This is a genomic window from Streptomyces sp. NPDC031466 (assembly GCF_055581265.1).
In genome coordinates, this window is record NZ_JBVIJT010000015.1 from 57,954 (window position 1) to 81,070 (window position 23,117).

General features: G+C 71.2%; 19 protein-coding genes. 6 read left to right on the top strand and 13 right to left on the bottom strand.

Annotated features, from left to right (window positions below; genetic code table 11):
* Window positions 1–16: 16 nt before the first annotated feature.
* The 5 genes from ACZ5GP_RS31330 to ACZ5GP_RS31350 form a co-directional block, all read right to left on the bottom strand.
* Window positions 17–817 (bottom strand): ABC transporter permease, encoded by an 801-nt coding sequence (locus ACZ5GP_RS31330; protein WP_468754074.1) that lies wholly within the window; start codon window positions 815–817, stop codon window positions 17–19.
* A complete protein-coding gene (locus tag ACZ5GP_RS31335; protein WP_468754075.1) occupies window positions 817–1,755 on the bottom strand; it encodes an ABC transporter permease in 939 nt (312 codons plus the stop codon). The genes ACZ5GP_RS31330 and ACZ5GP_RS31335 overlap by 1 nt, the downstream gene beginning before the upstream one ends.
* Window positions 1,752–2,912 (bottom strand): ABC transporter ATP-binding protein, encoded by a 1,161-nt coding sequence (locus ACZ5GP_RS31340; RefSeq protein WP_468754076.1) that lies wholly within the window; start codon window positions 2,910–2,912, stop codon window positions 1,752–1,754. Before ACZ5GP_RS31340 ends, ACZ5GP_RS31335 begins: the two co-directional genes overlap by 4 nt.
* Before the next feature lie 144 nt (window positions 2,913–3,056).
* Entirely contained in the window at window positions 3,057–4,307 is a 1,251-nt protein-coding gene (locus tag ACZ5GP_RS31345; RefSeq protein ID WP_468754077.1) for an ABC transporter substrate-binding protein, read from the bottom strand.
* A 69-nt stretch (window positions 4,308–4,376) separates the two neighbouring features.
* On the bottom strand, window positions 4,377–5,879 hold the full coding sequence (locus ACZ5GP_RS31350; protein ID WP_468754078.1) for a gamma-aminobutyraldehyde dehydrogenase: 1,503 nt from the start codon (window positions 5,877–5,879) through the stop codon (window positions 4,377–4,379).
* A 207-nt stretch (window positions 5,880–6,086) separates the two neighbouring features.
* On the opposite strand from ACZ5GP_RS31350, the gene ACZ5GP_RS31355 reads away from it, so the two are divergent.
* Window positions 6,087–6,644 carry an NADAR family protein gene (locus ACZ5GP_RS31355; protein WP_468754079.1) on the top strand — a complete coding sequence of 186 codons (558 nt, stop codon included), beginning with the start codon at window positions 6,087–6,089 and terminating at the stop codon, window positions 6,642–6,644.
* A gap of 13 nt (window positions 6,645–6,657) precedes the next feature.
* Here ACZ5GP_RS31355 and ACZ5GP_RS31360 read toward each other — a convergent pair whose 3' ends face one another.
* A complete protein-coding gene (locus ACZ5GP_RS31360) occupies window positions 6,658–7,896 on the bottom strand; it encodes an MFS transporter (protein WP_468754080.1) in 1,239 nt (412 codons plus the stop codon).
* A gap of 112 nt (window positions 7,897–8,008) precedes the next feature.
* Here ACZ5GP_RS31360 and ACZ5GP_RS31365 point away from each other — a divergent pair, with 112 nt between their 5' ends.
* Window positions 8,009–9,328, top strand: coding sequence for an aminotransferase class I/II-fold pyridoxal phosphate-dependent enzyme (locus ACZ5GP_RS31365; RefSeq protein ID WP_468754081.1), 1,320 nt, complete (start codon window positions 8,009–8,011; stop codon window positions 9,326–9,328).
* Between the two features lie 25 nt (window positions 9,329–9,353).
* Here the strand turns inward: ACZ5GP_RS31365 and ACZ5GP_RS31370 are convergent, their stop codons facing one another.
* Complete coding sequence (locus ACZ5GP_RS31370) at window positions 9,354–10,277, bottom strand: DUF4190 domain-containing protein (protein ID WP_468754082.1); 924 nt, start codon at window positions 10,275–10,277, stop codon at window positions 9,354–9,356.
* Window positions 10,278–10,401: 124 nt separating this feature from the next.
* On the opposite strand from ACZ5GP_RS31370, the gene ACZ5GP_RS31375 reads away from it, so the two are divergent.
* The 4 genes from ACZ5GP_RS31375 (at window position 10,402) to ACZ5GP_RS31390 (ending at window position 14,450) form a co-directional block, all read left to right on the top strand.
* Window positions 10,402–11,466, top strand: a complete 1,065-nt coding sequence (locus ACZ5GP_RS31375) for an adenosine deaminase (protein ID WP_468754083.1) — start codon at window positions 10,402–10,404, stop codon at window positions 11,464–11,466.
* Window positions 11,467–11,491: 25 nt separating this feature from the next.
* Window positions 11,492–12,172, top strand: a complete 681-nt coding sequence (locus ACZ5GP_RS31380; RefSeq protein WP_468754084.1) for a glycerophosphodiester phosphodiesterase — start codon at window positions 11,492–11,494, stop codon at window positions 12,170–12,172.
* A 44-nt stretch (window positions 12,173–12,216) separates the two neighbouring features.
* Window positions 12,217–13,164: a DUF72 domain-containing protein gene (locus tag ACZ5GP_RS31385; protein WP_468754085.1), complete on the top strand. Its 948-nt coding sequence runs from the start codon at window positions 12,217–12,219 to the stop codon at window positions 13,162–13,164.
* 119 nt (window positions 13,165–13,283) lie between these two features.
* On the top strand, window positions 13,284–14,450 hold the full coding sequence (locus ACZ5GP_RS31390) for a serine hydrolase domain-containing protein (protein WP_468754086.1): 1,167 nt from the start codon (window positions 13,284–13,286) through the stop codon (window positions 14,448–14,450).
* A gap of 138 nt (window positions 14,451–14,588) precedes the next feature.
* On the opposite strand, the gene gnd is transcribed toward ACZ5GP_RS31390, so the two are convergent.
* The 6 genes from gnd to tkt are packed head-to-tail and all read right to left on the bottom strand — an operon-like array spanning window position 14,589 to window position 22,906.
* The gene (gnd, locus tag ACZ5GP_RS31395) at window positions 14,589–15,494 is read right to left on the bottom strand and encodes a phosphogluconate dehydrogenase (NAD(+)-dependent, decarboxylating) (protein ID WP_358913841.1); all 906 of its coding nucleotides are present in this window, start codon (window positions 15,492–15,494) and stop codon (window positions 14,589–14,591) included.
* A gap of 13 nt (window positions 15,495–15,507) precedes the next feature.
* Window positions 15,508–17,166: a glucose-6-phosphate isomerase gene (gene pgi / locus ACZ5GP_RS31400; RefSeq protein WP_468754087.1), complete on the bottom strand. Its 1,659-nt coding sequence runs from the start codon at window positions 17,164–17,166 to the stop codon at window positions 15,508–15,510.
* Complete coding sequence (gene opcA, locus ACZ5GP_RS31405) at window positions 17,159–18,100, bottom strand: glucose-6-phosphate dehydrogenase assembly protein OpcA (protein WP_468754088.1); 942 nt, start codon at window positions 18,098–18,100, stop codon at window positions 17,159–17,161. The genes pgi and opcA overlap by 8 nt, the downstream gene beginning before the upstream one ends.
* The gene (gene zwf / locus ACZ5GP_RS31410) at window positions 18,097–19,629 is read right to left on the bottom strand and encodes a glucose-6-phosphate dehydrogenase (RefSeq protein WP_468754089.1); all 1,533 of its coding nucleotides are present in this window, start codon (window positions 19,627–19,629) and stop codon (window positions 18,097–18,099) included. The genes opcA and zwf overlap by 4 nt, the downstream gene beginning before the upstream one ends.
* A complete protein-coding gene (tal, locus tag ACZ5GP_RS31415; RefSeq protein ID WP_468754090.1) occupies window positions 19,626–20,777 on the bottom strand; it encodes a transaldolase in 1,152 nt (383 codons plus the stop codon). Before tal ends, zwf begins: the two co-directional genes overlap by 4 nt.
* Before the next feature lie 32 nt (window positions 20,778–20,809).
* On the bottom strand, window positions 20,810–22,906 hold the full coding sequence (gene tkt, locus ACZ5GP_RS31420; RefSeq protein WP_468754091.1) for a transketolase: 2,097 nt from the start codon (window positions 22,904–22,906) through the stop codon (window positions 20,810–20,812).
* Between the last annotated feature and the right edge of the window lie 211 nt (window positions 22,907–23,117).

A 23,117-nucleotide genomic window follows, 5' to 3' on the forward strand; every position in this document is an offset into this window, starting at 1 on the left:
GGACTTCTTACCGGGACTACTGGGACTGCTTGTTGCGGCGCTTGCCGGCCAGCATTCCGGCGAGTACGAGCAGCACCGCGACGAGGAACATCGCCGTACCGATCACATTGATCTGAACGGGTGTGCCCCGCTGTGCCGATCCCCAGACGAACATGGGGAAGGTCACGGTCGAGCCCGCGTTGAAATTCGTGATGATGAAATCGTCGAAGGAGAGCGCGAAGGCGAGCAGCGCGCCCGCCGCGATGCCCGGGGCGGCGATGGGCAGCGTGACCCGCAGGAAGGTCTGCACGGGACCGGCGTAGAGGTCCTGGGCGGCCTGTTCCAGGCGGGGGTCCATCGACATGACGCGCGCCTTGACGGCGGTCACCACGAAGCTGAGGCAGAACATGATGTGGGCGATGAGGACGGTCCAGAAGCCGAGCTGCGCGCCCATGTTGAGGAAGAGCGTGAGCAGCGAGGCGGCCATGACGACCTCGGGCATCGCCATCGGCAGGAAGATCAGCGAGTTGATGGCGCCGCGCGCCCGGAAGCGGTAGCGCACCAGGGCGAAGGCGATCATCGTGCCGAGCACGGTGGCGCCGATCGTCGCCCAGGTGGCGATCTGCAGGCTCAGGCTGAGCGAGCCGCACATGTCGGCGACGCCGCACGGGTCTTTCCAGGCGTCGGTGGAGAACTCCTTCCAGGAGTAATTGAAGCGCCCCTTCGGCTTGTTGAAGGAGAACACGGTGACGACGACGTTCGGCAGGAGCAGATAGGCGAGCGTGCACAGGCCCGCGATGACGACGAGGTTGCGCCGCAGCCAACCGAGAACAGCCATCAGACCAGGTCCTCCGTTCCGGACTTGCGGATGTAGAAGGTCACCATGAGAAGAATGGCGGCCATGAGGATGAAGGACAGGGCGGCTGCCGTCGGATAGTCCAGGATGCGCAGGAACTGCGTCTGGATGACATTGCCGACCATGCGGGTGTCGGTCGAGCCGAGCAGGTCCGCGTTGACGTAGTCGCCCGCGGCCGGGATGAAGGTGAGCAGCGTTCCGGAGACGACGCCGGGCATGGAGAGCGGGAACGTCACCTTGCGGAAGGTCGTGGACGGTCTGGCGTAGAGGTCGCCGGCGGCCTCGTGCAGCCGTCCGTCGATGCGCTCCAGCGAGGTGTAGAGCGGCAGGATCATGAACGGCAGGAAGTTGTACGTGAGGCCGCAGATCACCGCGAGCGGGGTGGCGAGGACCCGGTCGCCGGAGGTGACGCCCAGCCAGCTCGTGACGTCCAGGACGTGCAGGGAGTTGAGGGCGCCCACCAGGGGGCCGCCGTCCGCGAGGATCGTCTTCCACGCCAGCGTGCGGATGAGGAAGCTGGTGAAGAACGGCGCGATGACCAGGACGAGGATGATGTTGCGCCAGCGGCCCGCGCGGAACGCGATGAGGTAGGCGAGCGGATAGCCGAGCAGCAGGCACAGGACCGTGGCGGCGCCGGCGTAGAGCACCGAGCGCAGGAACTGCGGCCAGTACTCGGTGAGGGCGTCCCAGTAGGTGGCGAAGTGCCAGGTGACCTTGAAGCCGTCTTCGAGCGAGCCGGTCTGCACGGACGTGGAGGCCTGGTAGACCAGCGGCAGCGCGAAGAAGACGACCAGCCAGAGGATGCCGGGGAGCAGCAGCCAGTAGGGGACGAGGCGGCCGCGCCTGCGGGGCTTGCGCGGCGCGGACCCCGGAGCTTCGGGGTCTTTCGCCGGGGGCGCTTCGGTGGGGGCGGTGGTCATGCGGAGGCGTCCTCCTCGACCTTCGCGGCACCGGCCTCGATGTCCTGGGCGGCGTCCAGGCCGAAGGTGTGCGCGGGGTTCCAGTGCAGGACGACCTCGGCGCCCGGGGTGAGGCGGCCGTCCCGCTCGATGTTCTGCGCGTACACCTCGAAGGAGTCGCAGGCCGGGCTGTCGATGACGTACTGCGTGGAGACGCCGATGAAGCTGCTGTCGGCGATGCGTCCGGTGACGCGGTTGCGGCCGGCGGGGATCTGCCCCGCGTCGTCGGCGTGCGTCAGGGAGATCTTCTCGGGCCGTACGCCGACCAGGATCCGGCTGCCGGTGGCGGTGGGGCCGCTACATCGGGCGGCGGGCAGCGTCAGCGTGCAGTCGCCCGCCTTGAGGATCAGGTCGTCGCCGCTCTTCGCCGTCACCTCGGCCCCGATGAAGTTGGAGGTGCCGAGGAAGTTGGCGACGAAGGTGGTGCGCGGGTTCTCGTAGAGGTCGGCGGGGGCGCCGAGCTGCTCGACGCGGCCGCCGTTCATCACGGCGACGGTGTCGGCCATGGTCATGGCCTCCTCCTGGTCATGCGTGACGTGGACGAAGGTGATGCCGACCTCGGTCTGGATGCGCTTGAGCTCCAGCTGCATCTGGCGGCGCAGCTTGAGGTCGAGGGCGCCGAGCGGCTCGTCGAGCAGGAGCACCTTGGGGTGGTTGATCAGCGCGCGGGCGACGGCGACGCGCTGCTGCTGGCCGCCGGAGAGCTGGTGCGGCTTCTTGCGGGCCTGTTCGCCGAGCTGGACGAGGTCGAGCATCTCGCCGACCTGCTTCTTCACGGACTTGATGCCGCGGCGGCGCAGGCCGAAGGCGACGTTCTCGAAGATGTCCAGGTGCGGGAAGAGCGCGTAGGACTGGAAGACCGTGTTCACGGGCCGCTTGTACGGTGGCAGGGCCGTGACGTCCTGCTCGCCGAGGTGGACGGTGCCGGAGCTGGGCTCCTCCAGGCCGGCGATCATGCGCAGCGTGGTGGTCTTGCCGCAGCCCGAGGCGCCGAGCAGCGCGAAGAAGGAGCCCTGCGGCACGGTGAGGTCGAGTGGATGTACGGCGGTGAAGGAGCCGTACGTCTTGCTGATCCCGGTGAGACGGACATCGCCGCCGTGTTCTTGAGCAGTCGTCATGATGGGTCCAGGGGAATCGAGGGGGAACAGAGGCGCCCCGTCAGGGGCGCGGGGCTGTGACATTTGTGGCTCCGCCACGGGGCGCGACCAGCCACAACGGGCCCGCAGGTGCAAACCGTCAAGCCCAGCGCAGCGGCACCGCACCTAGACGCCGGTGAGCTTCGCGAACTTCTCCTCGTACGCGGTCTCTTCCTTGGAAGTCAGCGACCGGAACGCCCGGGACTTCTCCTTCATCTCCTTGTCGGGAAGGATCAACGGGTTCGACGCCGCGTCCTTGTCGATCCTCGCGAGGGAGTCCCGCACCCCGTCCACCGGGCACACGTAGTTGATGTAGGCGGCGAGGCGGGCCGCCGGTTCGGGCTCGTAGTAGTAGTCGATGAACCGCTCGGCGTTCTTCTTGTGGCGCGCCTTGTTCGGGACGAGCAGGTTGTCCGTGGACGTGATGTAGCCCTGGTCCGGGATGTGGAAGCCGATGTCCGGGTTGTCCGCCTGGAGCTGTACGACGTCGCCGGCCCAGCCGAGACAGGCGGCCATGTCGCCCTTGGCGAGGTCCGAGGTGTAGTCGTTGCCGGTGAAGCGGCGGATCTGCTTCTTGTCGACGGCCTTCTGGAGGCGGGCGATGGCCGCGTCGAAGTCGTCGTCGGAGAAGTCGGCGGGGTCCTTGCCCATGTCGAGCAGTGTCATGCCGACGGTGTCGCGCATCTCGGAGAGGAATCCGACGCGCCCGCGCAGCTTGGGGTCCTCCAGCAGCTGCGCCACCGAGGTGATCTTCTTTCCGCCGGTCGCCTTCTTGTTGTAGGCGATGACGGTGGAGATGCCGGTCCAGGGATACGAGTAGGCGCGGCCCGGGTCCCAGTCGGGGGTGCGGAACTGGCTGGAGAGGTTCGCGTATGCGTGCGGCAGGTTCGCGGGGTCCAGTTTCTGGACCCACCCGAACCGGATGAGCCGGGCGGCGAGCCAGTCCGTGACGCAGATGAGGTCGCGGCCGGTCTCCTGGCCCGCGGCGAGCTGCGGCTTGACCTTCCCGAAGAACTCGACGTTGTCGTTGATGTCCTCGGTGTACTTGACCGTGATCCCGGTGCGTTTGGTGAACGCCTCCAGGGTGGGCCGCCGGTTCTCGTCCTTGTCGTCGACGTCCATGTACTCGGTCCAGTTGGAGAAGGTGATCTGCTTCTCCCGGGCCGAGTGGTCGTCGGATGAGACCTCGCCCTGCCTCTTGCCCGCCGCGGGGATCCCGCAGGCGCTCAGCGCCCCGAGACCTCCGAAGGCGAGCGCGCCGCCCGTGGAGGCGCGCAGCAGGGAACGGCGGGTCAAGGACCCTCTGCCGTTTCGCAGACTGCGCCGCATGGCGGCCCACTGGGCCGGGGAGAGGCTGTCGGGCTGGTTCTGCTCCATGCGCGTGGTTGCCCTTTCGGGAATCAGGCGGCCGCTGGTCGGGCGGCCTGTAATGACGTGGCTACGTGACTAGCGGTCCCCGAAGATCGTGCGGTGCCAGTCCTTGCGGACGACCGCGGTGTTGTCGAACATGACGTGCTTGACCTGCGTGTACTCCTCGAACGAGTACGCGGACATGTCCTTGCCGTAGCCGGACGCCTTGTAGCCGCCGTGCGGCATCTCGCTGAGGATCGGGATGTGGTCGTTGACCCAGACGCACCCGGCCTTGATCTCCCGGGTGGCGCGGTTCGCGCGGAACACGTCGCGGCTCCAGGCGGAGGCGGCCAGACCGTAGGGGGTGTCGTTGGCGAGCCGGATGCCCTCGTCGTCGCTGTCGAAGGGCAGCACGACCAGCACCGGCCCGAAGATCTCGGACTGCACGATCTCGCTGTCCTGCGCCGCGTCCGTGACGAGGGTGGGCCGGTAGTAGGCGCCCGGGTGCGTGAGCGCCTCGCCGCCGGTCACCACGCGCGCGTAGGAGCGGGCGCGCTCGACGAACCCCGCGACACGGTCGCGGTGCGCGTGGGAGATGAGCGGTCCCATGTCGGTGCTCGGGTCGAACGGGTCGCCGAGCCGCACACTCTGCATGAGGTCGGCGACACCCTGCACGAAGGCGTCGTGGAGCGGGCGTTGGACGTACGCGCGCGTGGCGGCCGTGCAGTCCTGGCCGGAGTTGATGAGCGCCCCGGCGACCGCGCCGTGCACGGCGGCTTCGAGGTCGGCGTCGTCGAACACCACGAAGGGCGCCTTGCCGCCGAGTTCCAGGTGCAGCCGCTTGACGGTGGCGGTGGCGATCTCCGCGACGCGCTTGCCGACGCCGGTGGACCCGGTGAAGGAGGTCATCGCGACGTCCGGATGCCCCACGAGGTGCTCACCGGCGTCCCGGCCCGCGCCCGAGACGACGTTGACGACACCGTCCGGGATACCGGCCTCCGTGGCGGCCTGCGCGAAGAGCAGCGAGGTGAAGGGCGTCAGCTCAGCGGGCTTCAGGACGATGGTGTTGCCGGCCGCGATGGCCGGCAGGACCTTCCAGGCGGCCATCTGGAGCGGGTAGTTCCAGGGCGCGATGGACCCGACGACGCCGATGGGCTCCCGGCGTACGTAGGAGGTGTGGTCCCCGGTGTACTCGCCGGCCGACTGGCCCTGGAGATGCCGGGCCGCGCCCGCGAAGAAGGCGGTGTTGTCGACCGTCCCCGGGACGTCGAACTCCCGGCTCAGCTTGATCGGCTTGCCGCACTGCAACGACTCGGCCTGCGCGAACTGCTCGGCGCGATCGGCCAGGACGCCGGCGAAGCGGTGCAGGGCGTCGGAGCGCTCGCCCGGGGTGGCGCCGGCCCAGCCGGGGAACGCCTCGGCCGCGGCGGCGACGGCGGCGTCCACGTCGTCGCGCCCGGCGAGTTCGTACGTGTGGACGTCGTCGCCCGTGGCGGGGTCCACGACGGTGTGGGTCCGGCCGGACGTGCCCTTGGCCGGCCGGCCGGCGATGTACTGCGCGCCGTCCGCGAAGTGGTCCCGCGCCTGGAAGTTGTGCATGACGCTCTCCTCCGCCGCCCGCCCCGTCCCGCCGGGGTCGACGTAGCTCCAGATCGATTTGAGTGCCGATCCTGACAGAGCAGTAGTGGTCCAACAAGTGATTCCGTTGTTGCCTTTTGGTTACGCGACGGAATCTGTCGACCAGGTGTCGAGTCGTCCCGGAAAACCCGGGACGGAGTGTCCGTGGTGCGTGCCAGACTCGCGTGCATGACGGGAATCGAGTCGATCCGCTCGGTGAAAGCGCTGGTCGGCGCGGTGCGCGCGGGCGAGAAAGTGAAGTACCTGCACTTTTGGGGACATACGCCGAGACGGGACGGTTCGCTCGGCGCGAGCTGCCTCAGCCAGTGGTGGCCCTCGCCCTTCACCGTGGACGGCGTGCGGTACGCGACCGCCGAGCACTGGATGATGGCGGCCAAGGCCCGCCTCTTCGGCGACCCGGACGCGGAGCGGGCCGCCCTCGCGGCGCGGACCCCCGCTGAGGCGAAGACGGCGGGGCGGCTCGTGCAGGGCTTCGACGAGGCGACGTGGACGCGCGAGCGGTTCCGGATCGTGGTCGAGGGCACCGTCCACAAGTTCTCCTCGGATCCGGCGCTGCGGGACTTCCTGCTGGGGACGGGATCGCGGGTCCTGGTGGAGGCGAGCCCCCTGGACCGGGTCTGGGGCGTGGGGCTGGCCGCGGACGACCCGCGCGTGGAGGACCCCGAGAAGTGGCAGGGCCCCAACCTGCTGGGCTTCGCGCTGATGGAGGCGCGGTCCCGCCTCTGACCGGCGGGGCGCCTCAGGTGCTTCGGGGCGCCGCGGCCTCGCCGACCGCGGGGGCGCCTGCCACGGCGGAGCCCTGTCGGGCCGGCCGGGTCAGCCGCTTCTGTACGAGACGGCGCTGCGCCGTCACCGTCACGATCACACCCGCACCGAGGACCGGCCAGGCGAGCGGGCCCGCCGCGATCACGGCGGTGACCAGGAGCGGCCCGCCGCTGCGCTGGGCCGACGAGGACAGGCCGTGCACCCCGAGGTAGGCACCCTGGGCGTCGTCGGGGGCGAGGGCGATCGACAACTCCCAGGAGGCGATGGCGTGGAGTATCTCCGCGAAGGTGAGCGCGGTCGCCGCGACCGTGAGGGCGGCGACGGCGAGCCAGGTGCCGCCGAGCGTGGAGACGGTCAGGGCGGCACATCCGACGACGAAGCAGGCCGCCAGGGGGACCAGGAGTGCGCGGGCCCGGTCGGGGGTGCTGCCGAACCGGGACAGCGGTACCTGGCAGCAGACGACCAGTACGCAGTTGAGCACCATGAGGAGTGGCGCGAGACCGTGCGGGGCGTCGGTGGCGTGGACGATCCACAGGGGGATGCCGACCTGGAGCACCGCGTCGTCCAAGAAGAGGGCCGCCTCGGTCACCGTGAAGAGCAGGTAGGAGCGGTCGCGCCAGGGGTTGGACGGCGGGGTGACCGGTGTGGTGGCCGTGGAGTCGGTGATCAGGCGGGACGGTGAAGGCGGCTCGCCGCAGCGCAGGGTGAGGGCCGCGGCGACGAGGAAGCTGAGCACGTTGCCGACGAGCAGTGCCTGGTAGGCGTGGGTGCTGCCGAGGGCGAGCGCGAGCGCGCCGGCGAGACCGCCGATGGCCCAGCCTGCGTTGGAGACGGTGCGCTGCACGGCCTGGTACGTGGTGCGGTCCGGGCCCGCGACGCGGGCGGCGTACAGCTTGGTGAGCACGTTGGCGCCGCGGTCGGCGAGGCTGTTGACGGCCGAGTACAGCAGGAGCAGCGCGAAATGGTCCGTGGTCAGCAGGGCCAGCAGCGCGACGGCTTGCTGGAGTTGGGCGCCGATGATGACACGGGTGACCGGGAAGCGGTCGGCGAGGTGGCCCGCGAGCGGCGCGCCCGCGATGCCGGCGGCGCCCGAGACACCCAGGAGCGTGCCGACCTCCGCGACGGACAGACCGGTGACCAGGGTGAAGTAGAGAGCGGCCGCCCCCATCCACAGACCGGTCCCCGCCTTGTTGATCAGAGCGATCCAGAGCATGCGGCGGCCGTCGGCACCCCCCGGTATGCGTGCGTACAGCGCGGACCGTCGACGAGCGAGGCTCACCCATCCCCCTTGACCCAGCGTTTTGTATCGGTACATACTTGCTTCTGTGGCAGCACAATATTCGATCAGTGGGTCGACCGCCAAGGGCATTACCGCGTCGGTCGAACAGGCCGTGGCCGACGGTGGGTTGGCGCCGGGCGCCGCGCTGCCTCCGGTGCGTCGGCTCGCCGACGAACTCGGGGTGAGCGCCGGCACGGTGGCGACGGCCTACAAGGAACTGCGGCAGCGCGGCATCGTGGTGACACGCGGCCGGGGTGGCACGGTCGTGGCACGCGCCCCGGCGGTCGGGACCCGCAGACCGCCCAGAGCACCGCGGGGGGTGCGCGACCTGGCGGGCGGACATCCGGACTCCGCTCTGCTGCCGGTCCTGGCGCCGCCTGCCCGGGTGGAACCGGTGAGCGGTTCGCACCGCGCGGCGCCGCGCCTCGCGGAGCTGGAGGAAGTGGCCCGGGAGTGGTTCGCGCGGGACGGAGTGCCCGAGGAGCGGGTGACCTTCGCCCACGGAGCGCTGGACTGCATGGCCCGGCTCCTGTCGGTGGAGCTGAAGCCGGGCGACGCGGTGGCCGTGGAGGACCCGGGCTTCCACCATCTCCTCGACCTCGTACCGGCGCTCGGCCTTCGCATGGTGCCGGTGGCCGTGGACGACGAGGGCATCAGGCCGGAACCGCTCCGCCGGGCGCTGCGGGCGGGCGCCAGGGCCCTGGTGTGCAGCCCGCGGGGGCAGAATCCGACGGGCGGCCACTTCACCGCGGCGCGGCGCGAAGCGCTGCTCGACGTCCTCGGCGGTCACCCGGACGTGCTCGTCGTCGAGGACGACCACAACGCCGAGGTGGCGGGGGTGGCCCCGCACTCGCTGGCGACCGGCGGACTCGCGCGCTGGGCGCAGGTGCGCACCGTCTCCAAGCACCTGGGCATCGACCTGCGGTGGGCGGCCCTCGCGTGCGACGCCACCACACTGGCCAGGCACGAGGGGCGGATGCTGCTCACCTCGGGGTGGGTCAGTCACGTACTGCAGGAGACGGTCCGGCGGACGATGACCGACCCCGCGGCGCGCGAGGTGGTGGGCCGGGCCGAGCGCGCCTACGCGGAGCGGCGCGAAGCGCTGATCCGTGAGCTCGCGCGACGCGGGATCACGGCGCGGGGGGCGAGCGGGATGAACGTATGGGTGCCCGTGCGGGACGAGTCCGCGGTCGTCAACGGGCTGCGCTCGCGGGGGTGGTGGGTGGCCGCGGGGGCGCGCTTCCGCATCGCCGCGCCCACCGCCGTGCGCGTCACCACGGCCGCGCTGGGGACGGCGGACGCCACCCGGCTGGCCGCGGACTTCGCCGCCGTGCTCGACGAGTCCGAGGCCACGTACGGGGGTTGAGCCGGTGCCGCGCCCGGGACGCCGGCTAAGGCCCGACGACCGACACGGCGGAACGGTCCGTGTCGTCCGACGGAAACCTCGCGTCCATGTCCTCGTCCGGCACCACGATGAGGACCACCAGCAGGGCCGCGCCCAGCACGATGCCGACCGCACCGCAGATGATCCCGGCGAGGGCCTGGCCCCCGTTCGTCGCCTCGCCCCGCCGCGCCCTCCCGCGTCCCACCGCGCCGAAGATCACCGCGAGGACGCCGAGCACGATGGGCAGCGGCCCCAGGCAGAAGACGACGGTCGCGATGACGCCGAGGACCAGTGCGGCGACCCCCATGCCGTTCGCGGGCGCCCCCGGCATGGCGGGCCAGCCGTATCCGGGCCCGCCCTGACCGACCGGGTGGCCCATGGGTCCCGGGTACCCGTACGGCGGCTGCGGCTGGCCCGGCCCGTCCGGCGAGATCGGCGGCGGCGGCACCGGTTCTCCGGGTGCCGCGAAGAGGTGGGCGTCTGCCGCCTGCGGGGCCGCTTCCGGCATCGGGATGGACGTCCACCGACCGTGTGCCCAGTGATCGTGGGGCGACTGGCCTTGGACCGGCTCACCGGGGGCCGGCTGACCGTAGCGCGACTGGCCCTGGACCGGCTCACCGTGCGCCCACTGACCGGGGACCGACTGACCGTGGACCGGCTCACCGGGGGGCGGCTGACCGTAGCGCGACTGGCCCTGGACCGGCTGACCGTGCGCCCACTGACCGGGGACCGGCTGGCCGTAGGGCCACTGGCCGTAGGGCCACTGGCCGCGGGGCGACTGGCCGTAGGGCGGTTGGCCGTAGGGCGACGACGGTCCCCGCTTCTTCCGCGGCGCCGCGTCCTCCGGCGGCGGTGCCCACGGATCGCGCTCCTCCGGCGCCCCCGCGCCGCCCGCGCCGGGCACGGCGTCGTCCTCGGACTTCGCGGACATGACGGGTCACCCCTTCCCTACGTTCCGTCATGCTACGGCCCCCGCATCCCCCGGGCCCATCGCCGCCTACGATGATCCCGACCCACCCGATCAGCCGATCAAGTCCGTTCCTGGGGAGGAAACCGTGACCGAGCAGCAGCAGCCCGCAGCCGCGACAGCCGAAGACCCGCACGCCTTCATCGCAGGACTGCCCAAGGCGGAGCTGCACGTGCACCACGTCGGCTCGGCCTCCCCCCGCATCGTCTCCGAGCTGGCCGCCCGGCACCCGGACTCCGCCGTGCCGACCGACCCCGAGGCGCTCGCCGACTACTTCACGTTCACCGACTTCGCGCACTTCGTGCAGGTCTACCTCTCGGTCGTGGACCTGATCCGCACCCCGGAGGACGTCCGCCTGCTCACCTACGAGGTGGCCCGCGACATGGCCCGGCAGAACGTGCGCTACGCCGAGCTGACCATCACCCCGTACTCCTCCGTCCGTCGCGGCATCGACGACCGCGCCTTCATGGACGCCGTCGAGGACGCCCGCAAGGCCGCCGAGGCGGAGTTCGGCACCGTGCTGCGCTGGTGCTTCGACATCCCCGGCGAGGCCGGTCTCGCGGCGGCCGAGGAGACCCTGCGGCTCGCCACCGACGAGAAGCTGCGCCCGGAGGGGCTGGTCTCGTTCGGGCTCGGCGGCCCCGAGATCGGTGTCCCGCGTCCGCAGTTCAAGCCCTACTTCGACCGGGCCATCGCGGCCGGCCTGCGCTCCGTGCCGCACGCGGGCGAGACGACCGGGCCCCAGACCGTCTGGGACGCCCTGGTCCACCTGGGCGCCGAGCGCATCGGCCACGGCACCACCTCCGCGCAGGACCCGAAGCTCCTCGCCCACCTCGCCGAGCACCGCGTCCCGCTGGAGGTCTGCCCGACCTCGAACATCGCCACGCGCGCGGTGCGCACCCTGGACGAGCACCCGGTCAAGCAGTTCGTGGACGCCGGTGTGCTCGTGACGATCAACTCCGACGACCCGCCGATGTTCGGCACCGACCTGAACAACGAGTACGCCGTCGCGGCCCGCCTCCTCGGCCTGGACGAGCGCGGCATCGCCGCCCTCGCCAAGAACGCGGTGGAGGCGTCCTTCCTCGATCCGGCGGGCAAGGCCCGGATCGCCGCCGAGATCGACACGTACACGGAGGCGTGGCTGGCCCCGTGATCCGCCGGCACCACACAATGGGTCCATGCGCACCGTGACAGCTGTGGCCCACCGAGGCGATCCCTACCGTGTCCGCGAGAACACCCTCCCGTCCCTGCGCTCCGCGTTCGAACGGGGCGCGGACGCGGTGGAGATCGACGTCCGCCTGAGCAGCGACGGCGTACCCGTCCTGCTGCACGACGCGACGCTCGAACGGCTGTGGGGGTACGCACGTCCGCTCGGCGCCCTGTCCGCCGCCGAGCTGGACGGTCTCACCGAGGGCGGCGTGCCGACGCTCGAAGCGGCCCTCGCGGCCACGGAGGGCCGCCGGATCATGATCGACCTGCCGGGCGCGACGCACGACGCAGTCCGTACGGTCGTCGGGGCCGTCGCGGAGTGCGGGGCGGCCGAGCGCGTGTACTACTGCGCGGGCGGTCAGACGATGCTCGCGCTGCGCGACGCCGATCCGGCCGCGGAGATCGCGCTGACCTGGACCACGCTGGCCCCGCCCCGCCGCGTACTGCTCGACGCGGTGAAGCCGCGCTGGCTCAACTACCGCTTCCCGCTCGTCGACGGCGAGCTGGTCCGCCAGGCGCACCGGGACGGTTTCCTCGTCTCGGCGTGGACCCCGGACACCCGCCGCTCGATGCGCCGGCTGCTCGACGCGGGTGTGGACGCGATCACCACCAACCGCATCGACGTCCTGGAGTCGCTGCGCGCCTCCTGACACATCAGGGGCACGTCGGGGGCGCGTCGGGGTACCCGGACCGGATGAACGACATTCTGGTGGGGACCTGTTCGTGGACGGACCGCGCGCTGCTGGCCAGCGGTTGGTATCCGCGGGGGTTCAAGGACGCCGAGGGGAGGCTGCGGCACTACGCCGGCCGTTTCCCGGTGGTGGAGGTGGACGCGACCTACTACGCGCTCCCCCGCGAGGAGACCTGCCGGCTGTGGGCGGACCGCACGCCGGACGGCTTCCGCTTCGACGTGAAGGCGTTCTCCCTGCTCACCGGACACCCGACCCGGCAGGCGGCGCTGCCGCCCGACCTGCGGGGCGAACCGGAAGGCCCCTGGCTGCTCGACGCCGTGTGGCAGCGTTTCAGCGGCGCGCTCGAACCGCTGCGTCGGGCGGGCCGGCTGGGGACGCTGCTCTTCCAGTTCCCGCCGTGGTTCACCCCGGGGCCCCGGGCGGAGAAGGCGCTGCACGAGTGCGCCGAACGCGCGGCGGGCTGGCCGGTGGCCGTGGAGTTCCGCCACCCCGCGTGGTGGGACGAGGACCGGCGCGCCCGCAGCGAGGCGCTGCTGACGGAACTGGACCTGGCCGCGGTCGCGGTGGACACGGCACAGGGCCTGTCCGGCTCCATGCCTCCCGTGGCCCCCGTCACCGCGGCGCGGCACGCGGTGGTCCGCTTCCACGGTCGCAGTGCGGCGTGGGGCACCGGTTCCAAGGAGGACAAGTTCCGGCACGTGTACGCGGCGGCGGAACTCGCCGAGTGGGTCCCGCGGATACGCTCCATGGCCGAGCGTGCCGACGAGGTCCACGTGCTGTTCAACAACTGCTGCGGGGATGCCGCTGTCCGTGCGGCCGAGTCGATGAGTCGACTCCTCGCCCCGGACTCCCCGGACTCCCCGGAGCGCCCGGAGACCCCGGCCGACGCGATGCTCCCGATGGACTGGGCGCCCCTAGGGGACAACCCCGGGAACTCCCCCGGCGCGTAGGCTCCTTGACCCCGGTGCGGTCCAGGGCACGCACCCTCCCTACGGACGATCCACCGCTCCGCCATGATCACGAGGATGAGGACACCAGGTACCAGACCACAACCGCACCAGGAGTCCCCGTGAAGGTCCCCGCCCGCGCCACTCTCGCCACCGCCCTCATCCTCGGCCTGACCGGCGCCGCGACCGCCCCCGCCCTCGCGCACACCCCGGCCCGCGGGACGACCGTGGACGCCCCCTCGGCCCGCCCCGACTCGGCCCGCCCCGACTCCAAGGCCCTGCGCGAGGCGATCAAGGGGCTGCCGAACGCCGACGCGACCGCGGCCCTCGTCCGCGTCGGCAGCACGGACGGCACCTGGCGCGGCAGTGCGGGCGTCCACGACCTGGTCACGCACCGTCAGGCCGACCCGCGGGGCCGGTTCCGCGCCGGGTCCACGACCAAGATCGTGACGGCTGCCGTCGCCCTGCAACTGGCCGCCGAGGGCGCGCTCGACCTGGACGAGCCGGTGCAGCACTACATGCCGGAACTGTTCGGGAACGAGTTCCGGCCCATCCCCGTCCGCAGCCTCCTGAACTACACCAGCGGCCTCAAGCCGGGCGACGGCTTCGACGACGAATACGCCCACCGCTACGACACGTTGGACCCGCGGACCGTCGTCGCCTCCGCCCTCGCCAAGGGCCCCCAGCACGACCCGGGCGCCGAGCAGCACTACCGCAACATCGGCTACACCGTGCTCGGTCTGCTGATCGAGAGGGTCACCGGAGACACGTACGCCCATCAGGCCCGGCAGCGGATCTTCGAGCCGCTGCACATGCGCGACACGTACTTCCCGGGCACCGACCCCCGTATCCGCGGGCCGCACAACCGCGGCTACCAGACGATGGAACGCCCGGACGGCACGGCCCGGCTGGTGGACGTCACCGAGTGGAACCAGTCCGACCGCTTCGCGGCGGGCGACATGATCTCGTCCACGGCCGACCTGGAGACCTTCACACGGGCCCTTTTCGGCGGACAGGTACTGCCGGACGCCCAGCTGAAGGAGATGCTCACGCTGCCCCGCCTCGCACCGGACGTCCCCGAGGCGGTCTACGGCGGGGGCCCGCAGCACATGAAGATCGGCGGCAAGGACGTCTGGCTCAAGACCGGCGCACGCTACGGCTACACGAACCTGATCGCCGCCACCGAGGACGGCTCACGCACCCTCGTCTACTCGGTCAACGCGACCGACGCGAAGGGCTCGGGCAAGAACCCGGTGGCCGAGCGCATCGTCGGGGCCGCGCTGCAGTGAGAGACCTGACCGGCCGACCTACGTGCCGTTCCGGAAGCCGCCGCCGTGGTCCAAGTGGCGGTACGCCGCCGAGGACGCCTGGCACGCCCGTGCGGCGCCGCCGTTCCTGAGGCGGCGCCGCACGGAGTCCCGGGCCGGTTACTTCGCGGACTCCACCGCGTGGCCGCCGAACTGGTTGCGCAGCGCGGCGATCATCTTCATCTGCGGCGAGTCGTCCTGGCGGGACGCGAAGCGGGCGAAGAGGGACGCGGTGATCGCCGGGAGCGGGACCGCGTTGTCGATGGCCGCCTCGACGGTCCAGCGGCCCTCTCCGGAGTCCTGCGCGAAGCCGCGCAGCTTCTGCAGGTGCTCGTCGTCGTCCAGCGCGTTGACCGCGAGGTCCAGCAGCCAGGAACGGATGACCGTGCCCTCCTGCCAGGAGCGGAAGACCTCGCGCACGTCGGTCACCGAGTCGACGGCCTCCAGCAGCTCCCAGCCCTCGGCGTAGGCCTGCATCATGGCGTACTCGATGCCGTTGTGGACCATCTTGGAGAAGTGGCCGGCGCCGACCTTGCCCGCGTGGACGTAGCCGAAGTCGCCTTCCGGCTTGAGGGCGTCGAAGACCGGCTTGACGCGGGCGACGTGCTCGTCGTCGCCGCCGACCATGAGCGCGTAGCCGTTCTCCAGGCCCCAGACGCCGCCGGAGACGCCGCAGTCCACGAAGCCGATGCCCTTGGCCTTGAGCTCCTCGGCGTGCTTCTCGTCGTCCGTCCAGCGGGAGTTGCCGCCGTCGACCACGATGTCGCCCTCAGACAGCAGGTCCTTCAGTTCGTCCACGGTCGACTGGGTGGCCGCGCCCGCCGGGACCATCACCCAGACGACGCGCGGGCCTTCGAGCTTGTCGACGAGTTCGGCGAGCGAGGCGACGTCGGAGACGTCGGGGTTGCGGTCGTAGCCGATGACGGTGTGGCCGGCGCGGCGGATGCGCTCGCGCATGTTGCCGCCCATCTTGCCGAGGCCGATGAGTCCGAGCTGCATGTCAGTTGCTCTCTTTCCGGGGGTCAGCGGAGGTCGGGGTTCAGGAGGTGCGGCCGCGCAGGGCGCGGTAGGTGGCGACGAGCGCCTGCGTGGAGGCGTCCAGGCCGGGGACCTCGGCGCCCTCGGTGAGGGCGGGCTCCACGCGCTTGGCGAGGACCTTGCCGAGTTCGACGCCCCACTGGTCGAAGGAGTCGATGTTCCACACGGCGCCCTGGACGAACACCTTCTGCTCATAGAGGGCGATGAGCTGGCCGAGGACCGAGGGCGTCAGCTCGCGGGCGAGGATCGTCGTCGTGGGGTGGTTGCCCTTGAACGTCTTGTGCGGGACCAGTTCCTCGGGCACACCCTCGGCGCGCACCTCCTCGGGCGTCTTGCCGAACGCGAGGGCCTGGCCCTGCGCGAAGAGGTTGGCCATCAGCAGGTCGTGCTGCGCGGCCAGGTCGCCCAGCTCCACGACGGGCTTCGCGAAGCCGATGAGGTCGGCGGGGATCAGCTTCGTGCCCTGGTGGATGAGTTGGTAGTAGGCGTGCTGGCCGTTGGTGCCGGGGGTGCCCCAGACGATCGGGCCCGTCTGCCACCGCACCGGGCGGCCCTCGCGGTCCACGGACTTGCCGTTGGACTCCATGTCGAGCTGCTGGAGGTAGGCCGTGAACTTGGACAGGTAGTGCGAGTACGGCAGCACCGCGTGCGACTGGGCGTCGTGGAAGTTGCCGTACCAGATGCCCAGCAGGCCCATCAGGAGCGGCGCGTTGGCCTCGGCGGGTGCCGTGCGGAAGTGCTCGTCCACGAGGCGGAAGCCGTCCAGCATCTCGTGGAAGGCGTCCGGGCCGATGGCGATCATCAGGGCGAGGCCGATGGCGGAGTCGAAGGAGTAGCGGCCGCCGACCCAGTCCCAGAACTCGAACATGTTGGCCGTGTCGATGCCGAAGTCGGAGACCTTCTCGGCGTTCGTCGACAGGGCCACGAAGTGCTTGGCCACGGCCGCCTCGTCGCCGAGGGAGGCCAGCAGCCAGGCGCGGGCGGCCTTGGCGTTGGTGATCGTCTCGATGGTGGTGAACGTCTTCGAGGCGATGACGAACAGCGTCTCGGCGGGGTCGAGGTCGCGGACGGCCTCGTGGAGGTCGGCGCCGTCGACGTTGGAGACGAAGCGGACGGTGAGGTCGCGCGCGGTGTAGGGGCGCAGCGCCTCGTACGCCATCGCGGGGCCGAGGTCGGAGCCGCCGATGCCGACGTTGACGACGTTCTTGATGCGCTTGCCGGTGTGGCCGGTCCACTCGCCCGACCGGACCTTCTGCGCGAAGGCGGCCATCTTGTCGAGGACGGCGTGCACCTTCGGCACGACGTTCTCGCCGTCGACCTCGATCACGGCGCCGGCGGGTGCCCGCAGGGCCGTGTGCAGGACGGCGCGGTCCTCGGTGGTGTTGATTTTCTCGCCGCGGAACATGGCGTCGCGCTGCCCGAAGACGTCGGTGGCGGCGGCCAGCTCCTGGAGGAGGGCGAGCGTCTCGTCGGTGACGACGTGCTTGCTGTAGTCGATGTGCAGGTCGCCGACCTGGACGGTGTAGCGCTCGGCGCGCCCCGGGTCGGCGGCGAACAGGTCGCGCAGGTGGGTGCCGTTGAACTTGGCGCGGTGGTCCTCCAGCGCGGTCCACTGGGGGCGGCGCGTCAGGAGGGGCTTGCTGTCCTTGGTGTCAGGCATGGTGAACGGGCTCCTTGGTACCGAGGGCGTCTCCGTGCAGCGCGACGGCGTACATCTCGTCGGCGTCGAGGCGGCGCAGCTCTTCGGCGATCAGCTCGGCCGTCGAGCGCACCTTCAGGGCGAGGGTGCGCGCGGGCTGGCCGGGCAGGGACAGGGTGGCGAGGGGGCCCTCGGGGCGGTCGATGCGGATCTCCCCGTCGGCCGTGCCGAGGCGGACCGCCGTGACGACGGGCCCGGCGGTAGTGACGCGCTCGACCGCGACGCCGAGCCGGGCGCCGAGCCAGCGCGCGAGCAGTTCGGCGCTCGGGTTGTCGGCCTCGGACTCGACGGCGGCCGACGTCACCTCGACGCGGGCCTGGTCGAGGGCGGCGGCCAGCATCGAGCGCCAGGGCGTCAGGCGGGTCCACGCGAGGTCGGTGTCGCCGGGGGCGTAGGACGCGGCGCGGGCCGTGAGAGCGGCGAGCGGGTCCTCGACGGCGTACGCGTCGGTGATGCGGCGGGCCGCGAGGGCGCCCAGCGGGTCCTTGGCGGGGTGCTCCGGCGCGTCGACCGGCCACCAGACGACCACCGGGGCGTCGGGCAGCAGCAGCGGCAGGACGACGGAGTCGGCGTGCTGGCCGACCTCGCCGTACAGGCGCAGGAACACGGTCTCGCCGGTGCCCGCCTCGGAGCCGACCCGCACCTCGGCGTCGAGGCGGTTGCCCTGGCGGTCGCGCGGGGAGCGGGCGGTGCGCCGGATGACGACGAGGGTGCGCGAGGGGTGCTCGCGGGAGGCCTCCTCGGCCGCCTTGACCGAGTCGTAGGCGTTCTCCTCGTCGGTGACGATGACCATCGTCAGGACCACGCCGACGGCGGGCGTGCCGATGGCCCGGCGTCCTTCCACGAGCGCCTTATTGATCTTGCTTGCCGTGGTGTCGGTCAGATCGATCTTCATGGCCTGCGCCAGCTCCGTCCGTCTCGTGCGAGCATCTCGTCCGCTTCCTCGGGTCCCCAGCTGCCCGAGGCGTACCGGGCGGGCCTGCCGTGGTGGTCCCAGTGCTCCTCGACGGGGTCGAGGATGCGCCAGGACTCCTCCACCTCCTCCGTGCGCGGGAAGAGGTTGGCGTCGCCCAGCAGCACGTCCAGGATCAGCCGCTCGTACGCCTCCGGGCTGGACTCGGTGAACGACTCGCCGTAGGCGAAGTCCATCGACACGTCGCGGATCTCCATCGACGTACCCGGGACCTTCGAGCCGAAGCGCACGGTCATGCCCTCGTCGGGCTGGACGCGGATGACGATGGCGTTCTGGCCGAGTTCCTCGGTGGCCGTGGAGTCGAACGGCGAGTGCGGGGCGCGCTGGAAGACGACCGCGATCTCGGTGACGCGACGGCCCAGGCGCTTGCCTGTGCGCAGGTAGAAGGGGACGCCCGCCCAGCGGCGGTTGTCGACCTCCAGTTTGACGGCGGCGTAGGTGTCGGTCTTCGACGCGGGGTCGATGCCGTCCTCCTGGAGGTAGCCCCTGACCTTCTCGCCGCCCTGCCAACCGGCGGCGTACTGGGCGCGGACCGTGGCGGCCGCGAGGTCGTCGGGCAGGCGCACCGCCTTGAGGACCTTCAACTTCTCCATCACGAGCGACTCGGCGTCGAACGCGGCCGGCTCCTCCATGGCGGTCAGCGCCATCAGCTGGAGCAGGTGGTTCTGGATGACGTCGCGGGCGGCGCCGATGCCGTCGTAGTAGCCGGCACGGCCGCCGATGCCGATGTCCTCGGCCATCGTGATCTGCACGTGGTCGACGTAGCTGCGGTTCCAGATGGGCTCGTACATCTGGTTGGCGAAGCGCAGGGCCAGGATGTTCTGGACGGTCTCCTTGCCGAGGTAGTGGTCGATCCGGAACACCTGGTCCGGAGCGAACACCTCGTGCACGATCGCGTTCAGCTCCTTGGCCGACGCGAGGTCGTGGCCGAAGGGCTTCTCGATGACGGCGCGGCGCCAGGAGCCCTCGGGGGCGTCCGCGAGGCCGTGCTTCTTGAGCTGCTGGACGACCTTGGGGAAGAACTTCGGCGGTACGGAGAGGTAGAAGGCGTAGTTGCCGCTCGTGCCGCGCTTGTCGTCCAGCTCCTCGACGGCCTCCCGCAGCTGGCGGAAGGCGGTGTCGTCGTCGAAGTCGCCGGGGATGAAGCGCATGCCGTCGGCGAGCTGCTGCCAGACCTCCTCGCGGAAGGGCGTACGGGCGTGCTCGCGCACCGAGTCGTGGACGACCTGGGCGAAGTCCTGGTCCTCCCACTCGCGGCGGGCGAACCCGAGGAGCGAGAAGCCGGGCGGCAGCAGTCCGCGGTTGGCCAGGTCGTAGACGGCCGGCATCAGCTTCTTGCGGGACAGGTCGCCGGTGACGCCGAAGATGACGAGCCCGGAGGGGCCCGCGATGCGCGGCAGGCGCCGGTCGCGGGGGTCCCTGAGGGGGTTGTGCCAGTCGGTGGCGCTCACTTGGTGTCGGCCTCCTTGTCCCGCAGGCGGGTGGCGACGGTGCCGAGCAGGTCGGTCCAGGCGGCCTCGAACTTGGCGACGGCCTCGTCCTCCAGCTGCTGGACGACCTCGTCGTAGGAGATGCCGAGCTGCTCGACGGCGGCCAGTTCGGCGCGGGAGGCGTCGTAGGTGCCGGTGACGGCGTCGCCGTGGATGTCGCCGTGGTCGGCGGTCGCCTTGAGGGTGGCCTCCGGCATGGTGTTGACGGTGCCGGGCGCGGCCAGCTCGTCGACGTACAGGGTGTCCTTGTACGCCGGGTCCTTGACGCCCGTCGAGGCCCACAGCGGGCGCTGCTTGTGGGCGCCCGCGGCCTCCAGGCGGGCAGCGCGGTCGGAGGCGAAGACCTGCTCGTAGGCCTCGTAGGCGAGGCGGGCGTTGGCGAGGGCGGCCTTGCCCTTGAGGGAGACGGCCTCATCCGTGCCGACCTTGTCGAGGCGCTTGTCGATCTCGGAGTCGACGCGCGAGACGAAGAAGGAGGCCACCGAGTGGATGCCGGCCAGGTCGATGCCGCGCTCGTGCGCCTTCTCCAGGCCCGCGAGGTAGGCGTCCATGACCGCCTTGTAGCGCTCCAGCGAGAAGATCAGCGTGACGTTGACCGAGATGCCGAGGCCGATGACCTCGGTGATCGCGGGCAGGCCCGCCTCGGTCGCCGGGATCTTGATCATGACGTTGGGGCGGTCGACGAGCCACGCGAGCTGCTTGGCCTCGGCGATGGTGGCGGCGGTGTCGTGAGCCAGGCGCGGGTCGACCTCGATGGACACGCGGCCGTCGCGGCCGCCGGTCGTGTCGTACACGGGGCGCAGCACGTCGGCGGCGGCGCGGACGTCGGCGGTGGTCATCATGCGGACGGCCTCGTCGACGGTGACCCCGCGCACGACCAGGTCGGCGAGCTGCTCCTCGTAGCCCGCGCCGGAGCCGATGGCGGCCTGGAAGATCGAGGGGTTCGTGGTGACGCCCACGACGTGGCTCTTCTCGATCAGTTCGGCGAGGTTGCCGGACTCGATGCGGGTGCGGGACAGGTCGTCCAGCCAGATGGAGACGCCTTCGTCGGACAGGGCCTTCAGGCGCGCGGAGGCGGGGGCGGGGGCAGCGGGTGCGGCGCTGGTCATGTGTGTCATCTTCTTTCGGGTGTTACGGGAGGTCAGGCGCGGGCGGCGGCGAGGGATTCACGTGCCTTCGCGGCGACGTTCTCGGCGGTGAAGCCGAACTCGGCGAAAAGGACGTCGGCGTCCGCGGAGGCGCCGAAGTGCTCCAGGGAGACGATGCGTCCGGCGTCCCCGACGTAGCGGTACCAGGTCAGGCCGATGCCGGCCTCGACGGCGACACGGGCCTTGACGGCGGGCGGCAGGACGCTGTCGCGGTACTCCCGCGGCTGCTCCTCGAACCACTCGACGGACGGCATCGACACGACACGCGTGGCGACGCCCTCGGCCTCCAGCCGCTCCCGGGCCTCGACGGCGAGGTGCACCTCGGATCCGGTGGCGATCAACACGACGTCCGGGGTGCCCGTGGACGCCTCGGCCAAAACGTAGCCGCCCTTGGCGGCCAGCTCGTTGGCCTCGTACGTGGGCACGCCCTGCCGGGTCAGCGCCAGGCCGTGCGGGGCCGGCTTGGCCGAGCCGCGGCGCAGGATCTCGCGCCAGGCGACGGCGGTCTCGTTGGCGTCGGCCGGGCGTACGACGTTCAGGCCCGGGATGGCGCGCAGCGAGGCCAGGTGCTCGACCGGCTGGTGGGTCGGGCCGTCCTCGCCGAGGCCGATGGAGTCGTGCGTCCACACGTAGGTGACGGGCAGCTGCATGAGGGCCGACATGCGCACGGCGTTGCGCATGTAGTCGGAGAAGACGAGGAACGTGCCGCCGTAGATCCGGGTGTTGCCGTGCAGCGCGATGCCGTTCATCTCCGCGGCCATCGAGAACTCGCGGATGCCGAAGTGGATCGTGCGGCCGTACGGGTCGGCCTCCGGCAGCGGGTTGCCCTCGGGCAGGAACGACGACGTCTTGTCGATCGTCGTGTTGTTGGAGCCCGCGAGGTCGGCGGAGCCGCCCCACAGCTCGGGGACGACCGGGCCGAGGGCCTGGAGGACCTTGCCGGACGCGGCGCGCGTGGCGAGCTTCGTGCCGGCCTCGAAGGCGGGCAGCGCCTGCTCCCAGCCCTCGGGGAGGCGGCCGGCGACGACGCGGTCGAGCAGGCGCGAGCGCTCGGGGTCGGCGGCGCGCCACTCGGCGAGCCGCTTGTCCCAGGCGGCGTGCGCCTCGGCGCCGCGGTCGAGGGCCTTGCGGGTGTGGGCCAAGACGTCGTCCTCGACGGTGAACGACTGCTCGGGGTCGAAGCCGAGGACGCGCTTGGTGGCGGCCACTTCCTCGTCGCCGAGCGCGGAGCCGTGCGCGCCCGCGGTGTTCTGCGCGTTCGGCGCGGGCCAGGCGATGACCGTGCGCATCACGACGAGGGACGGGCGCTCCGTCTCGGCCTTGGCGGCGGCGAGCGCCTCGTACAGGGCCTTGACGTCGATGTCGCCGTCGGGCTGCGGGGTGACGCGCTGCACGTGCCAGCCGTAGGCCTCGTAGCGCTTGGCGACGTCCTCGGAGAACGCGGTGTCCGTGTCGCCCTCGATGGAGATGTGGTTGTCGTCGTAGAGGAAGACGAGGTTGCCGAGCTTCTGGTGGCCGGCCATGGAGGACGCCTCGGCGGAGACGCCTTCCTGCAGGTCGCCGTCGGAGACGATCGCCCAGATGGTGTGGTCGAAGGGGCTGGTGCCCTGGGGGGCGTGGGGGTCGAACAGGCCGCGCTCGTAACGGGCGGCCATGGCCATGCCCACCGCGTTGGCGACGCCCTGGCCGAGCGGGCCCGTCGTCGTCTCGACACCGGCGGTGTGGCCGTACTCGGGGTGGCCCGGGGTCTTGGAACCCTGCGTGCGGAACGCCTTCAGGTCGTCGAGGTCCAGCTCGTAGCCGGAGAGGAACAGCTGGGTGTAGAGGGTGAGGCTGGTGTGGCCCGGGGAGAGGACGAAGCGGTCGCGGCCGGTCCACTCCGGGTCGGCCGGGTCGTGCCGCATGGCCTTCTGGAAGAGGGTGTACGCGGCCGGGGCGAGGCTCATGGCGGTGCCGGGGTGGCCGTTGCCGACCTTCTGCACGGCGTCGGCCGCCAGGAGGCGGGCGGTGTCGACGGCACGCCGGTCGAGTCCGGTCCACTCGAAGGGGCGCTCGAAGGGGTCCAGGCCGTCCGGTGTCTGCGTGCTCATCTGTATGACTTCCTTCGCATCCGTGGTGCTTCCTCGGTGCCGGGGGGCACCGGCGGTCCGGGGCCAAAGGCCCTGGTCCAGCCACCTTCGAAGTTAAAGGTCATACTTTTGCCGAGGAAGGTGCGCCCGTGTCACCGTCCGGTGAAAATGGGACAGCCGGGCCGGGCGGAAGCCGCCCGGACCCACAAGACACGGAAAAGACCCCGGGAAC